20 protein-coding genes are annotated in these 18425 nt (G+C 72.3%); 6 read left to right on the forward strand and 14 right to left on the reverse strand.

The features are described 5' to 3' along the window. Positions 1 to 185: 185 nt before the first annotated feature. Positions 186 to 890 carry a DNA-3-methyladenine glycosylase gene (locus A949_RS0122255; protein WP_019358242.1) on the reverse strand — a complete coding sequence of 235 codons (705 nt, stop codon included), beginning with the start codon at positions 888 to 890 and terminating at the stop codon, positions 186 to 188. A 105-nt stretch (positions 891 to 995) separates the two neighbouring features. On the opposite strand from A949_RS0122255, the gene A949_RS0122260 reads away from it, so the two are divergent. After that, a complete protein-coding gene (locus A949_RS0122260) occupies positions 996 to 1778 on the forward strand; it encodes a sporulation protein (protein WP_019358243.1) in 783 nt (260 codons plus the stop codon). A gap of 36 nt (positions 1779 to 1814) precedes the next feature. Here A949_RS0122260 and A949_RS0122265 read toward each other — a convergent pair whose 3' ends face one another. Then, positions 1815 to 2246 carry a barstar family protein gene (locus A949_RS0122265; protein ID WP_019358244.1) on the reverse strand — a complete coding sequence of 144 codons (432 nt, stop codon included), beginning with the start codon at positions 2244 to 2246 and terminating at the stop codon, positions 1815 to 1817. 179 nt (positions 2247 to 2425) lie between these two features. On the opposite strand from A949_RS0122265, the gene A949_RS0122270 reads away from it, so the two are divergent. Next, positions 2426 to 2965 carry a YbhB/YbcL family Raf kinase inhibitor-like protein gene (locus tag A949_RS0122270; RefSeq protein ID WP_019358245.1) on the forward strand — a complete coding sequence of 180 codons (540 nt, stop codon included), beginning with the start codon at positions 2426 to 2428 and terminating at the stop codon, positions 2963 to 2965. A gap of 568 nt (positions 2966 to 3533) precedes the next feature. Beyond that, positions 3534 to 4043: an HNH endonuclease gene (locus A949_RS0122275; protein ID WP_019358246.1), complete on the forward strand. Its 510-nt coding sequence runs from the start codon at positions 3534 to 3536 to the stop codon at positions 4041 to 4043. A gap of 24 nt (positions 4044 to 4067) precedes the next feature. On the opposite strand, the gene A949_RS0122280 is transcribed toward A949_RS0122275, so the two are convergent. The 4 genes from A949_RS0122280 to A949_RS0122295 form a co-directional block, all read right to left on the reverse strand. Continuing rightward, entirely contained in the window at positions 4068 to 4835 is a 768-nt protein-coding gene (locus A949_RS0122280; RefSeq protein ID WP_019358247.1) for a sulfite exporter TauE/SafE family protein, read from the reverse strand. 124 nt (positions 4836 to 4959) lie between these two features. Next, on the reverse strand, positions 4960 to 5925 hold the full coding sequence (locus tag A949_RS0122285) for an SPFH domain-containing protein (RefSeq protein WP_019358248.1): 966 nt from the start codon (positions 5923 to 5925) through the stop codon (positions 4960 to 4962). Positions 5926 to 5998: 73 nt separating this feature from the next. Continuing rightward, positions 5999 to 6421 carry an NfeD family protein gene (locus A949_RS0122290; RefSeq protein ID WP_019358249.1) on the reverse strand — a complete coding sequence of 141 codons (423 nt, stop codon included), beginning with the start codon at positions 6419 to 6421 and terminating at the stop codon, positions 5999 to 6001. Positions 6422 to 6442: 21 nt separating this feature from the next. After that, positions 6443 to 7234 carry an ABC transporter ATP-binding protein gene (locus A949_RS0122295; RefSeq protein ID WP_019358250.1) on the reverse strand — a complete coding sequence of 264 codons (792 nt, stop codon included), beginning with the start codon at positions 7232 to 7234 and terminating at the stop codon, positions 6443 to 6445. Positions 7235 to 7339: 105 nt separating this feature from the next. Between A949_RS0122295 and A949_RS0122300 the strand changes: the two genes are divergently transcribed. Continuing rightward, positions 7340 to 8170, forward strand: a complete 831-nt coding sequence (locus A949_RS0122300) for a hypothetical protein (protein ID WP_019358251.1) — start codon at positions 7340 to 7342, stop codon at positions 8168 to 8170. 39 nt (positions 8171 to 8209) lie between these two features. Here the strand turns inward: A949_RS0122300 and A949_RS0122305 are convergent, their stop codons facing one another. The 4 genes from A949_RS0122305 to A949_RS0122320 all read right to left on the reverse strand — a co-directional run bounded on the left by A949_RS0122305 (position 8210) and on the right by A949_RS0122320 (position 13314). Beyond that, entirely contained in the window at positions 8210 to 8449 is a 240-nt protein-coding gene (locus tag A949_RS0122305) for a chaplin (RefSeq protein ID WP_019358252.1), read from the reverse strand. 187 nt (positions 8450 to 8636) lie between these two features. Further along, positions 8637 to 9275, reverse strand: coding sequence for a response regulator (locus tag A949_RS0122310; RefSeq protein ID WP_019358253.1), 639 nt, complete (start codon positions 9273 to 9275; stop codon positions 8637 to 8639). Then, the gene (locus A949_RS0122315) at positions 9268 to 10434 is read right to left on the reverse strand and encodes a GAF domain-containing sensor histidine kinase (RefSeq protein WP_026004917.1); all 1167 of its coding nucleotides are present in this window, start codon (positions 10432 to 10434) and stop codon (positions 9268 to 9270) included. The genes A949_RS0122310 and A949_RS0122315 overlap by 8 nt, the downstream gene beginning before the upstream one ends. Before the next feature lie 168 nt (positions 10435 to 10602). Beyond that, positions 10603 to 13314 carry an FHA domain-containing protein gene (locus A949_RS0122320; protein WP_026004918.1) on the reverse strand — a complete coding sequence of 904 codons (2712 nt, stop codon included), beginning with the start codon at positions 13312 to 13314 and terminating at the stop codon, positions 10603 to 10605. A 395-nt stretch (positions 13315 to 13709) separates the two neighbouring features. Here A949_RS0122320 and serB point away from each other — a divergent pair, with 395 nt between their 5' ends. Beyond that, positions 13710 to 14954 (forward strand): phosphoserine phosphatase SerB, encoded by a 1245-nt coding sequence (serB, locus tag A949_RS0122325; RefSeq protein WP_051019589.1) that lies wholly within the window; start codon positions 13710 to 13712, stop codon positions 14952 to 14954. A gap of 43 nt (positions 14955 to 14997) precedes the next feature. Here the strand turns inward: serB and A949_RS0122330 are convergent, their stop codons facing one another. The 4 genes from A949_RS0122330 to A949_RS0122345 all read right to left on the reverse strand — a co-directional run bounded on the left by A949_RS0122330 (position 14998) and on the right by A949_RS0122345 (position 17594). After that, positions 14998 to 15513 carry a SixA phosphatase family protein gene (locus A949_RS0122330; protein ID WP_026004919.1) on the reverse strand — a complete coding sequence of 172 codons (516 nt, stop codon included), beginning with the start codon at positions 15511 to 15513 and terminating at the stop codon, positions 14998 to 15000. Positions 15514 to 15629: 116 nt separating this feature from the next. Then, the gene (locus A949_RS0122335) at positions 15630 to 15884 is read right to left on the reverse strand and encodes a hypothetical protein (RefSeq protein WP_019358258.1); all 255 of its coding nucleotides are present in this window, start codon (positions 15882 to 15884) and stop codon (positions 15630 to 15632) included. Between the two features lie 160 nt (positions 15885 to 16044). Further along, on the reverse strand, positions 16045 to 16161 hold the full coding sequence (locus tag A949_RS39545) for an SGM_5486 family transporter-associated protein (RefSeq protein WP_254693415.1): 117 nt from the start codon (positions 16159 to 16161) through the stop codon (positions 16045 to 16047). Between the two features lie 17 nt (positions 16162 to 16178). After that, positions 16179 to 17594 carry a CynX/NimT family MFS transporter gene (locus A949_RS0122345; RefSeq protein WP_051019597.1) on the reverse strand — a complete coding sequence of 472 codons (1416 nt, stop codon included), beginning with the start codon at positions 17592 to 17594 and terminating at the stop codon, positions 16179 to 16181. A 23-nt stretch (positions 17595 to 17617) separates the two neighbouring features. On the opposite strand from A949_RS0122345, the gene A949_RS0122350 reads away from it, so the two are divergent. Beyond that, positions 17618 to 18337, forward strand: coding sequence for a FadR/GntR family transcriptional regulator (locus A949_RS0122350; RefSeq protein WP_051019590.1), 720 nt, complete (start codon positions 17618 to 17620; stop codon positions 18335 to 18337). The last annotated feature ends 88 nt before the right edge of the window (positions 18338 to 18425 follow it).

Below are 18425 nucleotides of genomic sequence, written 5' to 3' on the forward strand. Positions count from 1 at the left end.
TGTTCACTACTTTAGCGGGTTCTCCCGGAGACTCATAATCGAGTCATCGGCGTCAGATTTTCGGCGTGCCGAAATCAACCCCGATCTGGGGTACATCGTAGGTAGTGAGTGGCCGCTTCCGGGGGAGCTTTCATCGGACCTCAGGTCCGTGGCAAGCCGTCCCGTTTTCAGCGACTCGTACAACGTTAGGGGGTCGACGGCCCTGCGTCAAGCGAGGTCCTGCGGTTCCGCGGCTTGTGCGCACGGTAGGGGCTCACCGTCGGGTCGTCCGCGAGCCAGAAGCGCCAGGGGAAGTGTGCGCCGTCGCCCCCCACACCGGTACGCGGACCGCTCCGGGTGATGGCCGTGGGGCCCGGCCCCTCCGAGGTGCCGCCGAGGAGGCCGAGCGGTGCGGCGGGGTCGCGGGTGCACAGGTCGGTGCCGTTCAGCTCACGGTCCACCGCGAGCGCGGTGGCGAGGCGGGCCGGCCCCTTGGCGAGTTCCGTGTCCTTGCTCGCCTTGGGCCGGCGTTCCCGCGCCTGCTCCACTCCCTCCAGCACCTCGCCCGCGCGGACCAGCACGCCGCTCGCCTGCCCCTCGGGGCCGCAGACGAGGTTGAGGCTGAACCACATGCCGTAGATGAAGTAGACGTAGGCGTGCCCCGGCGGGCCGAACATCGAGGCGTTGCGCTGCGTCCGGCCCCGGTAGGCGTGCGACCCCGGATCGGCCTCCCCCGCGTACGCCTCGACCTCGGTGATGCGCAACCGCATGCGGCCCTCGCTCGTCGTGCGTACCAGGACGCGTCCGAGAAGGTCGGGGGCGACATCCAGGACAGGACGGTCGAAGAAGTCCCGGGACAGGTGCGGGTCGCCGCCGGTCGTGCTGGGCTTGCGGTCTCGGCCTGCGATCATGCCGTCCGAGCGTACAAGAACCGCGTACGGGAGAGTCCCGTACGCGAGCGGTTCCGGTGCTCCCGACGGGAGGCGGGACCGGAGTGAACAGGGGAGGACAAGGGGATGGGCTTCAAGAAGCTGTTCGCGAGCATGGGCATGGGCGGTGCCTCGGTCGACACCGTGCTGCACGAGCCGCACGCGGTGCCGGGCGGAGTGGTGCAGGGCGAGGTGCGGATCGAGGGCGGCTCGGTCACCCAGGAGATCCAGGCGCTCTCCGTGGGCCTGCAGGCCCGGGTCGAGGTGGAGACCGACGACGGCGAGATGCACCAGAACATCGAGTTCGGTACGCAGCGCCTCGGTGGGGAGCTCACCCTGCACGAGGGCGACTCGCACGTGGTGCCCTTCGCACTCGAGGTGCCGTGGGAGACGCCGATCACCGCGTTCATGGGCCAGCAGCTGCGGGGGATGCAGATCGGTGTGACGACGGAGCTGGCGATCGCGCGGGCGCTGGACTCCAGTGACCTGGACCCGGTGGACATCCACCCGCTCCCGGCGCAGCAGGCGATCCTGGACGCCTTCGGGCAGCTCGGGTTCCGGTTCAAGTCGGCCGACATGGAGAAGGGCCACATCCGCAACACCCGCCAGCAGCTCCCCTTCTACCAGGAGATCGAGTTCTACGCGCCGGAGCAGTACCGCGGGCTCAACCAGGTCGAGCTCTCGTTCGTCGCGGACGCGCGCGGCATGGACGTGGTGCTGGAGATGGACAAGAAGGGCGGCCTGTTCTCGGAAGGCAGTGACACCTTCCGGGCCTTCCCGGTGGACTTCGACTCCTACCAGCAGACCGACTGGGCGGGCTACCTCAACCAGTGGCTGGCCGAGGTCGGCGGCAAGCGGAACTGGTTCTGACGCCGCGACGCGGTGCCCTGCGCCGGGAGACCCCGCTCAGCCGAGCAGGATGCTGAGCGGAGTCTCGCGTACCGCCCAGAAGCCGACCGCCGCGGCGAAGACCTCCGCCGCGGCGGCGGCGTCCCCCGGGTCGGCGTGCTCGAAGACGGACCAGCCGGTGGCCAGCAGCAGGTAGCCGTCGGGCTTCCCGCACCAGGACAGGTCGGTGAGCAGGTCGGCCAGCGCGTCCCAGTTGCGGCCGAAGTAGTCGGGGAGCTCCAGTCCGGTGGCGCAACGCTCCATGAACTCCGCTTTGTTGTCGACGCCGGTCAGATCCACGACCGCGCCGAACCAGCCCGCCGCGTCCGCCTGCATCAGCGCGTCGGGGCCCACCGAGGGCAGGCGGTAGACGCCGGGGGGCACCGAGTCGTCGAAGAGGCCGGGGAGGTCGGCCTGGGGCAGCTCGGGCAGGTCCACGGGGCTGGTCATGGTCGCACCACCGCTTCGGGGTCTCGTCGTGGTCAGTCACCTGATGGCGTTGACTCCTGCGGGCACAGGGCTGGGATGTACGGGGTGTGCTGTCGCTCCCCGTCATGGTGGCAAAGAGAGGCGGTCAGGATCGTTAGGCTGGCCGTTACAGCGATTCGCGTGACGAGGAGGTTCACGACGTGACCGACCAGCAACGGCGCCCGCTCCCCCATGACTTCCACCCCCAGGTGCCGTCGATTCGCGTGCTGAGCGACGATCTGCCGGACGGCGGCCATCTGGGTACCGCACAGGTGTACGCGGAGGGGAACACCTCTCCGCAGTTGCGCTGGGAGGGCTTCCCCGAAGGGACGAAGAGCTTCGCGGTGACCTGCTTCGACCCGGACGCGCCGACGGGCAGCGGGTTCTGGCACTGGTCCGTCTTCGACATCCCCGCCACCGTGACCGAGCTGCCGGAGGGCGCCGGTACGGGCGGGATGCAGGGGCTCCCCGAAGGCGCCGTGCACGTGCGCAACGACTTCGGGACGCGCGACTTCGGCGGGGCCGCGCCGCCGCCCGGGGACGGCCCGCACCGATATGTGTTCACCGTGTACGCCGTGGACACCGAGAAGCTCGGCCCGGACGCCGACGCCTCCCCGGCGGTCGTCGGGTTCAATCTGCGCTTCCACACCCTGGCGCGGGGCCGGCTCATCGGCGAGTACGAGATCCCGGCCGAGGGCTGAGCCCACCGCCGTCCGGGAGACCGGGCTGCCGGGTCCCCGACACGGGTGTCGGGGTCCGGAAGCCCGGGAGCGCGCCTGCCGGGCCCGGGCCGGGCGGAGAAATTCCGTTGCGCCGCGCCGTGTGCGCGGCGCACCGTATACCGGGCAGTCGGCACCGCGGCGCGGTCCATCACCGCGAGCGGGGGCGGCCGGCACCAGCGAGTGCTGCCGTCCGCCGGAGTCCGGCCGGGGGCCGGACGACCGCGTCGGCTGCCTGCTTCCTTCGTCCGGCCCGGGTGGCCGTTCCGCTCTCTCTCCACGGGCTCCCGGAGCCCGTCCGCCGCGCGGGCTCCCGTGGCCGGTCCCGGCGGCTCCTCGCCCGAAAGCCCGGAACGCCCGGGACCCCCGAAAGCCCGGAGCCTCCGAACCCGGGCCCGGCCCGCGATGCCCCGCCGCGATCCACCGTTCCCGGCCCCTTCACCTGCCGTACTTCCCGGCGAAATTGCGTTGTCGGCCCCGGTGGACAGCGGCACAGTGGGTGCCACCCGGCGCGAAGCGGCGGGGGACGGGAGAAGGGGAGGCGGTCGGGATGCGGGAGACGCTGGTACTGAACGCGAGCTTCGAGCCGCTGTCGACGGTGTCGCTGCGGCGTGCGGTGGTGCTCGTGATGCGGGACAAGGCCGTCGTCGAGCAGGCGCATTCCGGACTGCGGGTGCGTGCGGCGCAGGTGGAGCTGCCGGTGCCGCAGGTGATCAGGCTCCGCCGGTACGTCCGGGTGCCGTTCCGACAACGGGCACCGTGGTCGCGGCGGGGCGTCCTGGTGCGGGACCGGCACCGGTGCGCGTACTGCGGACGCCGGGCGACCACGGTGGACCACATCGTCCCGCGGTCGCACGGCGGCGGGGACACCTGGCTGAACACGGTCGCGGCGTGCGCGGCCGACAACCACCGCAAGGCCGCCAGGACACCGGGCCAGGCGGGGATGAAGCTGCTGGTCAAGCCGTTCGAGCCGACCCCGGCCGATGCGCTGCTGCTGGCGCTGGGGCTCGCGGAGGGGGAGGCGCTCCCGGAGTGGCTGACGCTGCCGGCGACGGCCTGAGGGAAGGCGGCGGGCTCGCCCGGGTCACCGCAGCAGGAGCTGCGCGATCGCGGCGAGGCCGACGACGACGATGACGCCCCGGAGCACCCCGGGGGCCAGCTTGCGCCCGATCCTGGCGCCGAGCTGGCCCCCGGCGGCCGAGCCGAGGGCGATCAGCAGCACGGCTGTCCAGTCGAAGTCCGCGACGAAGAGGAAGAACACGGCGGCCGTGCCGTTGACCACGGCGCCCAGGACGTTCTTCACGGCGTTGATGCGCTGCAGGTCGTCGGGGATGAGCAGCCCCATTAGGGCCAGATAGATGACGCCCTGGGCCGCGCCGAAATAGCCGCCGTAGGCGCTGGCGAACAGGATTCCGCCCTGGAGCGGCACACCGCCATGCGGGTGGCCGCTGCTGCTGTCCCGTTCGCGGCGCCGGCGGACGGCCGCGGCCAGTCGGGGCTGGAGGAGGACGAGGACCAGGGCGAGCGCGATCAGCACGGGGACGATCGTGTCGAAGGCGCTGGAGGGCAGGGTGAGCAGCAGGATGGCGCCCCCCAGCCCTCCGAGGAGGGCCACGAGGCCGAGCCGCAGCACACGGTGTCCCTGGCCGCGCAGCTCCCGGCGGTAGCCGATCGCTCCGCTGATCGAGCCGGGGACCAGCCCGAGCGAGTTGGAGACGTTGGCGGTCACCGGCGGCAGGCCGACGGCGAGCAGCACGGGGAAGGTCAGGAGCGTGCCGGAGCCGACGACGGTGTTGATGCCTCCGGCGCCGACGCCTGCCGCGCAGACGGCAACGGCTTCCCATATGGTCACGCGGCAGCCCCTCCGGTGTTCGGTTCCAGTGGAACCGATCATGCCCGAAGGGGCTGCGGCTGGGTACGGGGGTCCGGCTGCTGGACGGCGCCGTCCGGGTTCGCGGACCGGACGGCGGGCCGGGTCAGGAGTCCAGCGGGGGCTGCTCGCGCGGGGGCCGCGGGGGCTTGGCGACGCTGGGCGGAGCGGGGGTACCGCCGCCGTTGCCACCGGAGTCCGGTCGGAAGGTGTCCAGGGCGCCGCCGAGGCCCTTGAGCGCGTCGCCGATCTCGCTGGGGACGATCCAGAGCTTGTTGGCGTCGCCCTCGGCGATCTTCGGGAGCATCTGGAGGTACTGGTAGGAGAGCAGCTTCTGGTCCGGGTCGCCGGCGTGGATCGACTCGAAGACGGTGCGGATGGCCTGGGCCTCACCTTCGGCGCGCAGGGCCGCGGAGCGTGACTCGCCCTCGGCGCGCAGGATGGCGGACTGCTTCTCGCCCTCGGCGGTGAGGATCTGCGACTGGCGGACGCCCTCCGCCTGGAGGATGGCGGCGCGCTTGTCGCGGTCGGCCCGCATCTGCTTCTCCATCGAGTCCTGGATGGAGGTCGGCGGCTCGATGGCCTTGAGTTCGACGCGGTTGACGCGGATGCCCCACTTGCCGGTCGCCTCGTCGAGCACTCCGCGCAGCGCCGCGTTGATCTCCTCGCGGGAGGTGAGGGTGCGCTCCAGGTCCATCCCGCCGATGATGTTCCGCAGCGTGGTGACGGTGAGCTGTTCGATCGCCTGGATGTAGCTGGCGACCTCGTAGGTGGCGGCCCGGGCGTCCGTCACCTGGTAGTAGATGACGGTGTCGATGTTCACCACCAGGTTGTCCTGGGTGATCACCGGCTGCGGGGGGAAGGGGACGACCTGTTCCCGGAGGTCGACACGGTTGCGGACGGTGTCGATGAACGGGACGACGATGTTCAGGCCCGCGTTGAGGGTGCGGGTGTACCGGCCGAAGCGCTCCACGATCGCCGCACTGGCCTGCGGAATGACCTGGATCGTCTTGATGAGTGCGATGAAGACAAGCACCACCAGGATGATCAGGACGATGATGATGGCGTCCATGGCCTTGCCCCCTGCATGATCTCAGAAGTCGCTGACTGAAGAATCACTGCCCGTGTTCGGCTGCTCATAGCCATCACATCACGACAGCCGTAGCTCCGTCGATCTCGACCACGTCCACCTGGCTGCCGGGCTCGAAGGCGGTGTCGGTGTCCAGCGCCCGCGCGGACCAGACCTCTCCGGCGAGCTTGATGCGGCCGTCGTCGCCGTCGACCCGCTCCAGCACCACGGCCCGCCGTCCCTTGAGTGCGTCGACGCCGCTGGCCAGCGCGGGGCGTTCGGTGCGCATCCGGCGTGCGATCGGCCGTACGACCAGGATCAGCGCCGTGGAGACGAGGGCGAAGACGACGACCTGGGCCACCGGCCCGCCGCCGATCCCCGCCGTTCCGGCGGCCGCCACCGCGCCCACCGCCAGCATGCCGAACTCCGGCATGGCCGTGATGATGAGCGGGATCCCCAGCGCTGCGGCGGCTACGAGCCACCAGACCCATGCGTCCACACGGCCATGGTAGGCGCACGCTCAGCGCAGGGGCAGGCCCTGTGCGGTCCAGCGCCCGTTCTGCGCCTCGACGACCAGCGGCAGGCCGAAGCACAGCGAGAGGTTCCGGGAGGTCAGCTCGGTCTCCAGGGGGCCGGCGGCCAGCACCTGGCCCTGGCGGATCATCAGGACGTGGGTGAAACCCGGCGGGATCTCCTCGACGTGGTGGGTGACCATCAGCATGGAGGGGGCGTACGGGTCGCGGGCCAGCCGGCCGAGACGCCGGACGAGGTCCTCGCGGCCGCCCAGGTCGAGTCCGGCCGCGGGCTCGTCCAGCAGGAGCAGTTCGGGGTCGGTCATCATGGCGCGCGCGACCATGGTGCGCTTGCGCTCGCCCTCGGAGAGGGTGCCGAACCTGCGGTCCAGGTAGTCGGACATGCCGAGCCTGTCGAGGAACGCCCGGGCGCGGTCCTCGTCGACCTTGTCGTAGCTCTCCTGCCAGTGCGCCGTCATGCCGTAGGCGGCGGTGAGCACGGTCTCCAGCACGGTCTGGCGGCGCGGCAGCTTCTCGGCCATCGCGATGCTGGCCATCCCCACCCGGGGGCGCAGCTCGAACACGTCGACGCTGCCGAGGCGTTCGCCCAGCACATCGACGGTGCCGGAGGTCGGGAAGAGGTAGCTGGAGGCGAGGTTGAGCAGTGTGGTCTTGCCCGCGCCGTTGGGGCCGAGGATGACCCAGCGTTCGCCCTCCTTGACCGACCAGGAGACATCTTCCACCAGAGCACGTCCGTCGCGGACCACGGATACGTCCACCAGCTCCAGTACTTCGCTCATGAGCGCGTTGTCTCCTATTGCAGTCGCGTTGAGGTGCCTATGGGCACATTCCCCAGGGGAAAACCTACGCCACCGTGTGCGAAGCCCGTTCCCTAGGCTTGGTCCATGCTCACAGAACCTCGTTCGGGGCGGCTGGCCGCCTGGGGAAACGCACTGCTCGCCGGACTCGTCGCGCCCGACGAGGCGGCCGAGCGCATCGTGGCCGAGGACACCCGGCACCGCGTCGCGCTGCCGGGGGACGACGGCGACCCGGTCGGGCTGACGCTGGCGCTGGGGAAGCTGCGGTCGCTGGGCGCGGCGGGGCTGCGGGTGGCGCTGCCGGTGCCGGGGCATCCGCTGGGACTGAGCGGGCCGCCGGAGTTCAACGCGCGGGCGATGGAGGCCGAGGAGGCCGTGCTGGTGCACGGGACGGCGCTGGGCCTGGTGCCGGAGGTGCACGCGGCGGGGCCGGCGGACGGCGCCCCGGAGGACGTGCACACGGAGGTGCGGTGGGAGTGCCTGCCGGTGCGGGAGGCTCCGCCGGCCGATGTGCCCTCGCTGGCGGAGGCCGAGCGGGAGCTGGCGGAGGCCATGCGGGAGGCGACCGAGGTACTGACGCGGCTCGACGTCGCGGGCTCGGGGCCGGTGGCCGATGCGGCCCTGGAGGCGTACCGGGCGCGGATGGAGGCGGGCAGGCAGCTGCTGGCCCCGGGCTATCCGCCGCGCGCCGTGCGGGTGCTGGAACTCGGGCAGCGGGTCGCGGCGCTGGTCTCCATCGCCCACGGGGACGGCGGGGGCGACGGGCGGGAGCACGGCGGCGCGGTGAGCGCCGCGGAGATGGCGTCCCGGGCCGAGGCGCTGCGCCCGGTGGAGCGCACGGCCCGCCGTGCGCAGGTGGCGGCCTACAACGCCTACGCGGAGGAGCTGGAGCGGCGCCGGGAGGGCGGACGGGCCTGATTGGCGCCGCCCGCCTCCCGGTGTCCGGGCCCGCGTGCCTCAGCTGTTGTGCGTGAGGTTGCCGAAGGCGGGGTTGAGGACGCCGACGACGTTGACGGAGTTGCCCGTCACGTTCGCGGGCACGTGGACCGGGGCCTGCACGAGGTTGCCCGAGCCGACGCCCGGCGAGTTGGCGGCCTGGCCCTGCGCGTCGCTCTGGGCGAACGCGGAGCCGGCGGAGGCCCCGGCGGCGACGCCCGCGGCGGCGAGGACGAGGGCGGCCTTCTTGGCAGTGTTCATGGGGTGTTCTCCCTGTGCGTCTGCGGAACCGTGCCGCGGCCGACCGCCGCGGGCACGCCATGGAGAACGGGGCATCAGCCGGGAGGGTGCGCCGAAAAGATGACGACCACACGACAGTATGAAATTCGCTCCACTGGGAACGGATGACCGATTCCCGGCCGTCGACGAGGGGTGGGAGTCCGGGCCGTCACCCCGTCACCCCGTGGCGGACCGCCCACAGGGCCGCCTGGGTCCGGTCGGCCAGGTCGAGCTTCATCAGGATGTTGGAGACGTGCGTCTTGACCGTCTTCTCCGACAGCACGAGCGAGCGGGCGATCTCACGGTTCGAGCGGCCGTCCGCTATCAGCCCGAGCACCTCCCGCTCCCGCTCGGTCAGCGCGGGGCCGCGCCCGGCGGACGGACTCTGGTCGCCGGTGAGCAGCGCCCCGGCGACCTCGGGCTGCAGCAGCACATGTCCCGCGTGCACGGAGCGGATGGCGCCGGCCAGCGCCTCGGGGTCGACGTCCTTGTAGACATACCCCGCGGCCCCCGCGCGCAGCGCCGGGACGACGGTGCGCTGCTCGGTGAAGCTGGTGACGATCAGCACTCTCGCCGGGTTGTCCCGCTCACGGAGCGTGCGCAGCGCCTCGACGCCGTCGGTCCCGGGCATCTTGACGTCCATCAGGACGACGTCCGGCCGCAGCTCCTCGGCGCGTGCCACCCCCTCGGAACCGTCCGCGGCCTCCCCCACGACCTCGATGTCGTCCTGCACCTCCAGGAATGTGCGCAGCCCGCGCCGTACGACCTGGTGGTCGTCGACGAGCAGCACACGGATCGGCTCAGCCACCGGGCACCTCCAGAGCGACAGCGGTGCCCTTGCCGGGCTCCGAGCGGACAGTCAACGTGCCCCCGACGCCGGAGGCCCGGTCGCGCATCGAGACGAGGCCCAGATGGCGGCCGGCCGAGCGCACGGCGCCGGGGTCGAAACCCTTGCCGTCGTCGGTGACGGTGAGGACGGCGGACGGACCGCGGCGCGCCAGGGACACCCGGACGCGGCCCGCGTCCGCGTGCCGCAGCGCGTTGTGCAGGGCCTCCTGGGCGACCCGCAGCAGGGCCTCCTCCTGGGCCGCGGGCAGGGCGCGCACGCCCTCGCACACGAAGTCCACCTCGGCGCTGTGCGCACGGTCCAGGACCTGGGCCTGGGTGCGCAGCGTGGCGACCAGACCGTCCTCGTCCAACGCCGCGGGCCGCAGTTCGACGACGGCCGCCCGCAGCTCGTCGGCGGCCTCGCCGGAGAGCCGGGCCACCTCGTGCAGTTCGGCCTTCGCCCGCGCGGGATCGCGGTCGACGAGGGCCGTGGCCGCCTGGGCCGTCAGACGCAGCGAGAAGAGCTTCTGGGCCACCGCGTCGTGCAGCTCGTGGCCGATCCGGGTGCGCTCCTCGGCGATGGTCAGCTCGCGGCTGCGCTCGTAGAGCCGCGCGTTGGTCAGCGCGATGGCGGCGTGCTGCGCGAGCAGGCGCAGCAGTTCCTCGTCGTCCTCGGTGAAGGCGCAGCTCCGCTCCCGGGACGCCGGACGGCTCTGCTCCCCCGGGGGCGCGCAGCGCTTGTTGGCGAGGAAGAGCGCACCCAGCACCTGCTCGCCGTCGGCGATGGGCATGCCGAGGAAGTCGGCCATCATGGGGTGCGCGGCGGGCCAGCCGCCGAACCGGGAGTCCTTGCGGACGTCGGCGAGCCGCTGCGGAGTGGCGTCCTGCAGCATCGCGGCGAGGATGCCGTGCTGCCGCGGCAGCGGGCCGATGGCCTTCCACTGCTCGTCGCTCACTCCCGCGACGACGAACTGCGCGAAGCCGCCCTGGTCGTCGGGGACGCCCAGCGCCGCGTACTCGGCGTCGAGCAGATCGCGGGCCGAGGCGACGATCGTCTGGAGGACGTCGCGCACCTCGAGCCGGCGGTTCATGGCGAGCAGTGCCGCGCTGACCGCGGCGAGCCCGGATCGGGGGACCATGCCGAGCACGGTACCCGGCGGCACCGGGGAACGGATCGGACCCGGGCCAGGGGCGGGACGGGCCGGAGGTCCTAGGTCCGGCGACGCACGGGCCGGAGGAGCGGAGACACGAAGAAGGGGCCCCGGACGAGGGGACCCCTTCTGCGTGCGGACCGCGCGGTCAGGCGCTCACTTGCGCATGATCTCCGGCTCGTGGCGGCGCAGCAGCCGGATGATGACGAAGTAGCACAGGACACCCATCAGGGCGAGGACGCCGACGTCCATCACCCACTGGCCCAGCGAGTGGTCCCACAGCGGGTCGGTGTTGGTCGGGTCCTTCTTGTCCTGGGGCATCAGCCGGCCGAGCTCGACGGTCGCGCCGAGAGCCGCCATCGCCCACCGGGACGGCATCAGCCAGGCGAACTGCTCCACGCCTGGGCTGTCGAAGAGCTTGAAGAGCACACCGGTGAAGACGACCTGTATGACGGCGAAGAGCACGAGCAGGATCATCGTCTTCTCCGAGGTCTTCACCAGGGAGGAGATGATCAGGCCGAACATCATCGAGGTGCCGCCGAGCGCGATGGCCACCAGCGTCATCTCGATGGCGGGGTTGGCGGCGAGCAGACCCTCCTCGGGAAGGTCGCGCGGGTAGAAGCCGACGATGCACATCAGGAGGCCCTGGACGGCCGCGACCAGGCCCAGCACGATCACCTTGGACATCAGGTAGGCCGACCGGGAGAGGCCGGTGGCCCGTTCCCGCTCGTAGATGACCCGTTCCTTGATCAGCTCCCGGACCGAATTGGCCGCGCCCGAGAAACAGGCGCCGATGGCGAGGATGAGCAGGATGGGGCCCGCGTCGCCGTTGGTCTTGCCCGGTGGCGCCGTCAGTCCGTAGTCGGACGGCATCAGGGTGCTGACCAGGCCGAGGAGCAGCGGGGTGACGAAGGACAGCACCAGGAAGGAGCGGTCCGCGGAGATCACCGAGAGATAGCGTCTCATCAGCGTCCACAGCTGGCTGCCCCAGCTCTGCGGCTTCTGCAGCCGCGTCGGCTGCATGGCCTGCTGCTGAGCCGCGTACGGGTCCTGCTGCGGGTGCTGGGCGTCGATGTCGGCCGCGTACATCTGGTAGTGCTGCGAGCCCTGCCAGCGGCCCATCCAGTCGTAGTCTCGGTAGTTCTCGAAGGCGGAGAAGACGTCCGCCCACGAGTCGTAGCCGAAGAAGTTCAGCGCCTCCTCGGGCGGGCCGAAGTAGGCCACGCCGCCGCCCGGCGCCATCACCAGGAGCTTGTCGCACAGTCCCAGCTCGGCGACCGAGTGGGTGACGACCAGCACGGTGCGCCCGTCGTCGGCCATGCCGCGCAGCAGCTGCATCACGTCGCGGTCCATGCCCGGGTCGAGACCCGAGGTGGGCTCGTCCAGGAAGATCAGCGAGGGCTTGGTGAGCAGCTCCAGGGCGACGGAGACGCGCTTGCGCTGGCCGCCGGAGAGGGAGGTGACGCGCTTGTCCGCGTGGATGTCGAGCTTGAGTTCGGCCAGCACCTCCTCGACCCGGGCGTTGCGCTCGGCCTCCGCGACGTCGCCGGGGAAGCGGAGCTTGGCCGCGTAGCGCAGCGCGGTGCGGACCTTCAGCTCCTTGTGCAGGATGTCGTCCTGCGGGACGAGGCCGATGCGCTGCCGCAGCTCGGCGAACTGCTTGTAGAGGTTCCGGTTGTCGTAGAGGACCTCGCCGGCGTCGGCGGGGCGGTAGCCGGTCAGCGCCCGCAGCAGCGTGGACTTGCCGGAGCCGGACGGGCCGATCACGCCGATCAGCGACTTCTCGGGGACGCCGAAGGTGACGTTGTTGAGGATCACCTTGCCGCCGTCGACCTTGACGGTCAGGTGCCGGGCCGAGAAGGACACGTCGCCGGTGTCGACGAACTCCTCCAGCCGGTCCCCGACCAGCCGGAAGGTGGAGTGGCCGATGCCGACGATGTCCTGCGGGGAGATGGCGACCGTGCCGGAGCGCGGTATCGGCTGGCCGTTGACGTAGGTGCCGTTGTGGCTGCCCAGGTCGTGGATCTCGCACCGGCCGTCGGGCGAGGAGTGGAACTCCGCGTGGTTCCGCGAGACCTGGAGGTCGGAGACGACCAGTTCGTTCTCCAGCGCACGGCCGATGCGCATCACCCGGCCGAGGGAGAGCTGGTGGAAGGTGGTCGGGCTGCGGTCGCCCGCACCCTGCGGCGGCGCTCCGCCCTGGCCGCCGGCGCCGGGAGCGCCCGGCCCCGGCGCGGGGCCGCCCATGCCGTGCGCCCCGGGGCCGCCCTGCGGCTGCATGTGCTGCTGCGGTATCTGCTGCTGGGGCGGCTGCTGCGCGTACTGCGGCGGGGCCGCGTGCTGCATCTGCTGCGGCATCTGCGGGGCCTGCTGCTGCCAGCCGGGGTGCGGCTGCTGGGGCTGCGGAGGCTGCTGGCCCCAGCCGGGCGCTCCCCCGACCTGCGGCTGCTGGGTCGGGGCACTGTGCTGGGCCGCGGCCTGCGCAGCCTGCTGGGGCTGCCCCTGCTGCTGGGGCGCGGTGTGTCCGCCGTACATCCCGCCCGCCGGAGCCTGCCCGGCGGGCGCCCCGCCCGAGAAGCCGAGCCGCGGCCCGTCGGTGGCATTGCCCAGATGGACGCTCATGCCGGGTGCCAGCTCCAACTGCTGGATCCGCCGGCCCTGCACATACGTGCCGTTGGTACTGCCGTGGTCCTCGATGACCCAGGCGCGCCCTCCCCAGCGCACCGTGGCGTGCCGCCAGGAGACCCTGGCGTCCTCGATCGCCACGTCCCCCTGGGGATCGCGGCCGAGGGTGTAGGCCCTGGACGGATCGAGCGTCCAGGTCTGTCCGTTCAATTCCAGTACGAGTTCCGGCACTCCATGCCCCACAAAGTTGTCCCCCGAGTTACCCCCTGCAGCGAGGGAGTCTAGGGATGGCGAACATCGTGAGGAACTATTCCAGGCTCGGCCGCCCGACAGGAAGCCGGGCCAGCGGTAGGGACCAGGCTGTGACCGTTCCGTCGGGGAACCCCGTGGAACCCGTGCAGGCGCGCGGCGAGAGGAGCGGGAGAACCGCGGAAGAACCGTGGGAAGCCGCAGGAAGCCGCAGGAATTCACAGGAAGGTGCTTCCGGTGCAGCTGTGCGCACGGACCGGAGCCGATCGTGACCGATCCCGACCGATCATGACGAGAGGGGTGGAAGCGGTACCCCTTCGTGGCGTCCGGCCGCACTCGCACCGCCCCGGCAGGGTTCCGCAGCCGCGCGGCGGTAATGTGAGAGGACCATGAGCACACCTGTGGCCCAGCCTCCGTCGTACGCCGACACCCCGACCCTGCTGGTCAAGATCTTCGGCAAGGACCGGCCCGGCATCACCGCCGGCCTCTTCGACACCCTCGCGGCCTTCGCCGTCGAGGTCGTCGACATCGAGCAACTGGTCACCCGCGGTCGCATCACGCTGTGCGCCCTGGTCACCGCGCCCACCACCGGCCCCGGCTCCGAGGGCGAGCTGCGCGCGACCGTGCACAGCTGGGCCGAGTCGATGGGCATGATCGCCGAGATCATCTCCGGCACGGGCGACAACCGCCCCCGCGGCACCGGACGTTCGCACGTCACCGTGCTGGGGCATCCGCTCACCGCGGAGTCCACCGCCGCCATAGCGGCCAGCATCACCTCCACCGGCGGCAACATCGACCGCATCTTCCGGCTCGCCAAATATCCGGTGCTGGCCGTCGAGTTCGATGTCTCGGGCACCGAGACGGCGCTGCTGCGCACCTCGCTGGCGCTGGAGGCCGCGAAGTACGGCATCGACGTCGCCGTCGTCGCCTCGGGGCTCCAGCGGCGGGCCCAGCGGCTGGTGGTGATGGACGTGGACTCCACCCTCATCCAGGACGAGGTGATCGAGCTGTTCGCCGCCCATGCGGGCTGTGCGGAGCAGGTCGCCGAGGTGACGGCGCGGGCGATGCGAGGCGAGCTGGATTTCGAGCAGTCGCTGCACGCCCGGGTCGAGCTCCTGGCCGGGCTCGACGCCTCGGTCGTCGACCGGGTGCGCGAGGCGGTGCAGCTCACCCCCGGGGCACGCACGCTGATCCGCACCCTCAAACGGCTCGGCTACCAGGTCGGTGTCGTCTCCGGCGGCTTCACGCAGGTCACCGACGCGCTGCAGGAGGAGCTGGGGCTGGACTTCGCCTCCGCCAACACCCTGGAGATCGTCGACGGCAAGCTGACCGGACGGGTCACCGGCGAGATCGTCGACCGGGCGGGCAAGGCGCGGCTGCTGCGCCGGTTCGCCGACGAGGCGGGCGTGCCGCTCGCGCAGACCGTGGCCATCGGCGACGGCGCCAACGATCTGGACATGCTGAACACGGCGGGGCTCGGCGTCGCCTTCAACGCCAAGCCCCTGGTCCGGGAGGCCGCGCACGCCGCGGTGAACGTGCCGTTCCTGGACACCGTGCTCTATCTGCTGGGCATCACGCGCGAAGAGGTGGAGGCCGCGGACGGAACCGGCGCCGAGCGGCCCGAGGCTCTCTGACCGCGCCGGGTTCCGCGGGGCGCGCCTCACACGGGGGCGCGCCTCACTCGTGGGGCGCCCAGAAGTGGGTCAGCTGCGCGCTCCCCGGCTCCACCGACTTCCAGGACCCGGTGTACCGCAGGACGGCGACGGCCGCCGTGGGAAAGCCGCGGGCCAGCCGCTCCTGCGCCTCGCGGTCGGCTTCCCCGGCGAGCACCTCGGCGACCGACTGCATGCCGGGGTTGTGGCCGATGACCAGCAAGTCGCGCACTTCGTCGGGGACTTCGTTGATGACCTCGATGATCGCACCGGGCGGCGCCTCGTAGAGGCGTTCCTCGTACACCGTCTTGGGACGCTGCGGGAGATGCGAGACGGCCAGCTTCCAGGTGTCGCGGGTCCGGGTGGCGGTCGAGCAGAGGGTGAGTTGCGGAGTGATGCCCTGGCCGGCGAGCCATTCACCCGCTGCCGGGGCGTCCAGGCGGCCGCGCTCCGCGAGGGGCCGCTCGTGGTCCGCCACCTGCGGCCAGTCCGCCTTGGCGTGCCGGAGAAGGACGATACTGCGGGGCACATCGACGCTCATGCGTCCCAGCTTCGCACGAAACGCGCTGCCGGTCGCGGGGTGTTGACGGGTCGGTCCGGCACGGTCGACGGACGGTGACCCGCCGCACACCGGCCGCCCCGGCCCCGCGCGGCGGCTCATCCCAGGACGGAACCCCACAGATGGGTGAGGAAGGAGAGCAGCGGACTGTCGGCGGCGCGCTGGGCGGCGTCCGCCTGCCCCCCGCCCACCAGGAGGACCAGCAGCAGCGCGAAGCCGAGCACCGGCAGCAGCGCGCCCCACCAGGGCAGCCGGGTCTGCGACGCGTCGCACGCGCGGCGCGGGAGCGCGGCGCCCTGGGCCGGGCGGTCGTTCCTGCTCCGGTCCGGCACGGGGTGCGCGGGGGCTGTCATGAGGCTCGCCTCCGGGGTGCTTCGGCCTTCCTTCTCCTGGCCTCCGACACTACGGAGCACCCGCCCCCCGGCCCATCCGGCAAGCCCCCCACTCGCCCCTGACGCAGGGCCCCTAGGGGATGGTGGTGACAGCACCACCCCGGCGGCGGGGGTGGAGAGGTCAGCCGGCGGCGATGCTGGCGATCACGCCGATGACGACGGTGACCGCCATCATGGCGCCGAAGATCAGCAGCAGCTTCTTCCGCGGTTCCGGGGGATTCGGTTCGAGCACTGGCATGTGGGCCAGTCTGCCACTCAGCGCCCCTCCTCGATGACGCGGTCCCGGCCCGCCAGCAGGCCCGTCGCCATCTGGGCCAGCATCAGCCCGGCCATCAGCAGCAGCGGGGCGTGCCAGCCGCCGGTGACGTCGTGCAGCGAGCCGACCAGCAGCGGGCCGGGGATGGAGAGCAGATAGCCGGTGCTCTGCGCGAAGGCGGAGAGCTTGACCACGCCGGAGTGGGACCGGGAACGCATTCCGATCATGGTGAGGGCCAGCGGGAAGGCGCAGTTGGAGACGCCCAGCACCAGGGCCCAGGCCCAGGCGCCGGCGGCGGGGGCCAGCCACAGCCCCGCGTAGCCCACCAGCCCGCACAGGCCCAGCGCGACCACCAGCGGCCCCTGGTGCCGCATCCGGGCGGCCAGCTTGGGCAGGACGAAGGAGAGCGGCACCCCCATGCCCATGGTCACCGCGAGCAGCACGCCGGCCGCCGAGGCGGAGACCCCGGCGTCGCGGAAGATCTGCGGAAGCCAGCCCATGGTGATGTAGGCGGCGGACGCCTGGAGGCCGAAGAAGACGGCGAGGGCCCACGCCGTGGGCGACGCGGCGATCCGCAGCCCCGGCGCGGTCTCCGGGGCCGCCGGGCCACGCGCCGCGTCGGCCGGCTCGGTGCGGCCCCCGTCGCGGGCCTGCCCCGCCGTCTCACCCTCGGCGGTGCGTGCGGGGACGGCCTCTTCCGCGGCGTGCGGCTCGGGCGTGCGGGCCGAGCGGTCGCGGGAGATCGCCGCCCACGGGAGGAGGGCGACCGCCGCCGGCACCGCCCATGCGCCCAGCCCGGCACGCCAGCCGCCACCGAGCGCGTCGGTCAGCGGCACGGTGACGGCGGCGGCGCCCGCCGTGCCCAGTGCGAGCGCCATCGAGTACAGCCCGGTCATGGAGCCGACCCGGTCGGGGAACCAGTGCTTGACGATGACGGGCATCAGCACGTTGCTCACCGCGATCCCGGCCAGGGCCAGCGCCGTGCCGGCGAGGAAGGTGCCGGTGCCGCCGGCCAGCGGCCGCAGCGCGAGTCCGAGGGCGATGGCGGCCATGCCGGCCAGCACGACGGGCGCCGGGCCGCGGCGCCGGGCCAGCCGTGGGGCGAGGCCACCGAAGACGGCGAAGCACAGCGGCGGTACCGAGGTCAGCAGCCCGGCCACCGTGCCGTTCATGTGCAGCCCGCGCCGCACCTCCTCCAGCAGCGGGCCGAGTCCCGATATGGCGGGGCGCAGGTTCAGGGCCGCGATGACGAGTCCGGCGGCGACGAGAGCGAGCAGCCGGCGGGAGACCGCGGGCGTCGCGGTACCGGGTTCGGGCCGGGCGGCCGGGGTTCGGGCGGAGCGCGTGGGGCCGGTGCGGGTCCCCGGCTCGGTGGTGGTCGCGGAGTTCCTGCTGTCGTCGTCTGCCGATGCCATGCGGCCCATCATAGAATCATGGGATGAATGCTGCCCAACCGCTTTCCTCTGCCTCGGCGCCCTCGCCGCCCCCGCTCTCGGCACCCCAGCGCGCTCCCCTGGCCGCCCAGGTGATCGCGACGCTGCGCCAGCAGATCACCTCGGGCCGGTGGCCGGTGGGCAGCCGCATCCCCACCGAACCGGAGCTGGTCGAACAGCTCGGGGTGGCCCGGAACACGGTGCGGGAGGCGGTGCGGGCCCTCGCGCACAACGGGCTGCTGGACATCCGGCAGGGCTCGGGCACCTATGTGCTGGCCACCAGCGAGCTGGCCGGAGTGATGCACCGCCGCTTCGCCGGCGCCGACCTGCGGCACGTGGCGGAACTGCGGTCCGCGCTGGAGACCGCGGGCGCCCGGCTGGCGGCACGCCGGCGCACGGAAGCGGACCTGCGGGAACTCGACGGCATGCTGGAGCGCCGGGAGGCGGCGTGGGACTCCGGCGACGTCGAACGCTTCATCGACGCCGACCGCAGTCTGCACATGGGCGTGCTCTCCGCCTCCCACAACGAGGTGCTGACCGGGGTGTACGCCGACCTCGGCGAGGTGCTGCGGGCCTATCTGCGGCAGGACGTGGGCGAGGAGCTGCGCCCGGAGAACCACATGGACCACACCCGGCTGCTGGACGCCATCCGGGCGCAGGACGCGGAGGCCGCCTCCGAGGAGGCGGCCTCGCACACGGCGGAGTGGGGACACGGAGCGCTGTAGCGGACCGCCCCGCCGCCGGCCGGGGCCGGGGGCCGGGGGCCGGGGGCCGGGGGCCGGGCCGCGGGACGGGACCGCCGTACCGCCGACC

The organism is Streptomyces sp. AA1529 (assembly GCF_000280905.1).
GTDB lineage: Bacteria > Actinomycetota > Actinomycetes > Streptomycetales > Streptomycetaceae > Streptomyces.

What these genes read in the sequence shown, in the direction of transcription:
- A949_RS0122305 (WP_019358252.1), bottom strand. Translation starts at nt 8,449, where the DNA reads ATGAACACTGCCAAGAAGGCCGCCCTCGTCCTCGCCGCCGCGGGCGTC.
- A949_RS0122345 (WP_051019597.1), bottom strand. Translation starts at nt 17,594, where the DNA reads ATGGCATCGGCAGACGACGACAGCAGGAACTCCGCGACCACCACCGAG.
- A949_RS39545 (WP_254693415.1), bottom strand. Translation starts at nt 16,161, where the DNA reads ATGCCAGTGCTCGAACCGAATCCCCCGGAACCGCGGAAGAAGCTGCTG.
- A949_RS0122255 (WP_019358242.1), bottom strand. Translation starts at nt 890, where the DNA reads ATGATCGCAGGCCGAGACCGCAAGCCCAGCACGACCGGCGGCGACCCG.
- A949_RS0122275 (WP_019358246.1), top strand. Translation starts at nt 3,534, where the DNA reads ATGCGGGAGACGCTGGTACTGAACGCGAGCTTCGAGCCGCTGTCGACG.
- A949_RS0122315 (WP_026004917.1), bottom strand. Translation starts at nt 10,434, where the DNA reads ATGGTCCCCCGATCCGGGCTCGCCGCGGTCAGCGCGGCACTGCTCGCC.
- A949_RS0122285 (WP_019358248.1), bottom strand. Translation starts at nt 5,925, where the DNA reads ATGGACGCCATCATCATCGTCCTGATCATCCTGGTGGTGCTTGTCTTC.
- A949_RS0122330 (WP_026004919.1), bottom strand. Translation starts at nt 15,513, where the DNA reads ATGAGCGTCGATGTGCCCCGCAGTATCGTCCTTCTCCGGCACGCCAAG.
- A949_RS0122335 (WP_019358258.1), bottom strand. Translation starts at nt 15,884, where the DNA reads ATGACAGCCCCCGCGCACCCCGTGCCGGACCGGAGCAGGAACGACCGC.
- A949_RS0122300 (WP_019358251.1), top strand. Translation starts at nt 7,340, where the DNA reads ATGCTCACAGAACCTCGTTCGGGGCGGCTGGCCGCCTGGGGAAACGCA.
- A949_RS0122350 (WP_051019590.1), top strand. Translation starts at nt 17,618, where the DNA reads ATGAATGCTGCCCAACCGCTTTCCTCTGCCTCGGCGCCCTCGCCGCCC.
- A949_RS0122260 (WP_019358243.1), top strand. Translation starts at nt 996, where the DNA reads ATGGGCTTCAAGAAGCTGTTCGCGAGCATGGGCATGGGCGGTGCCTCG.
- A949_RS0122295 (WP_019358250.1), bottom strand. Translation starts at nt 7,234, where the DNA reads ATGAGCGAAGTACTGGAGCTGGTGGACGTATCCGTGGTCCGCGACGGA.
- serB (WP_051019589.1), top strand. Translation starts at nt 13,710, where the DNA reads ATGAGCACACCTGTGGCCCAGCCTCCGTCGTACGCCGACACCCCGACC.
- A949_RS0122265 (WP_019358244.1), bottom strand. Translation starts at nt 2,246, where the DNA reads ATGACCAGCCCCGTGGACCTGCCCGAGCTGCCCCAGGCCGACCTCCCC.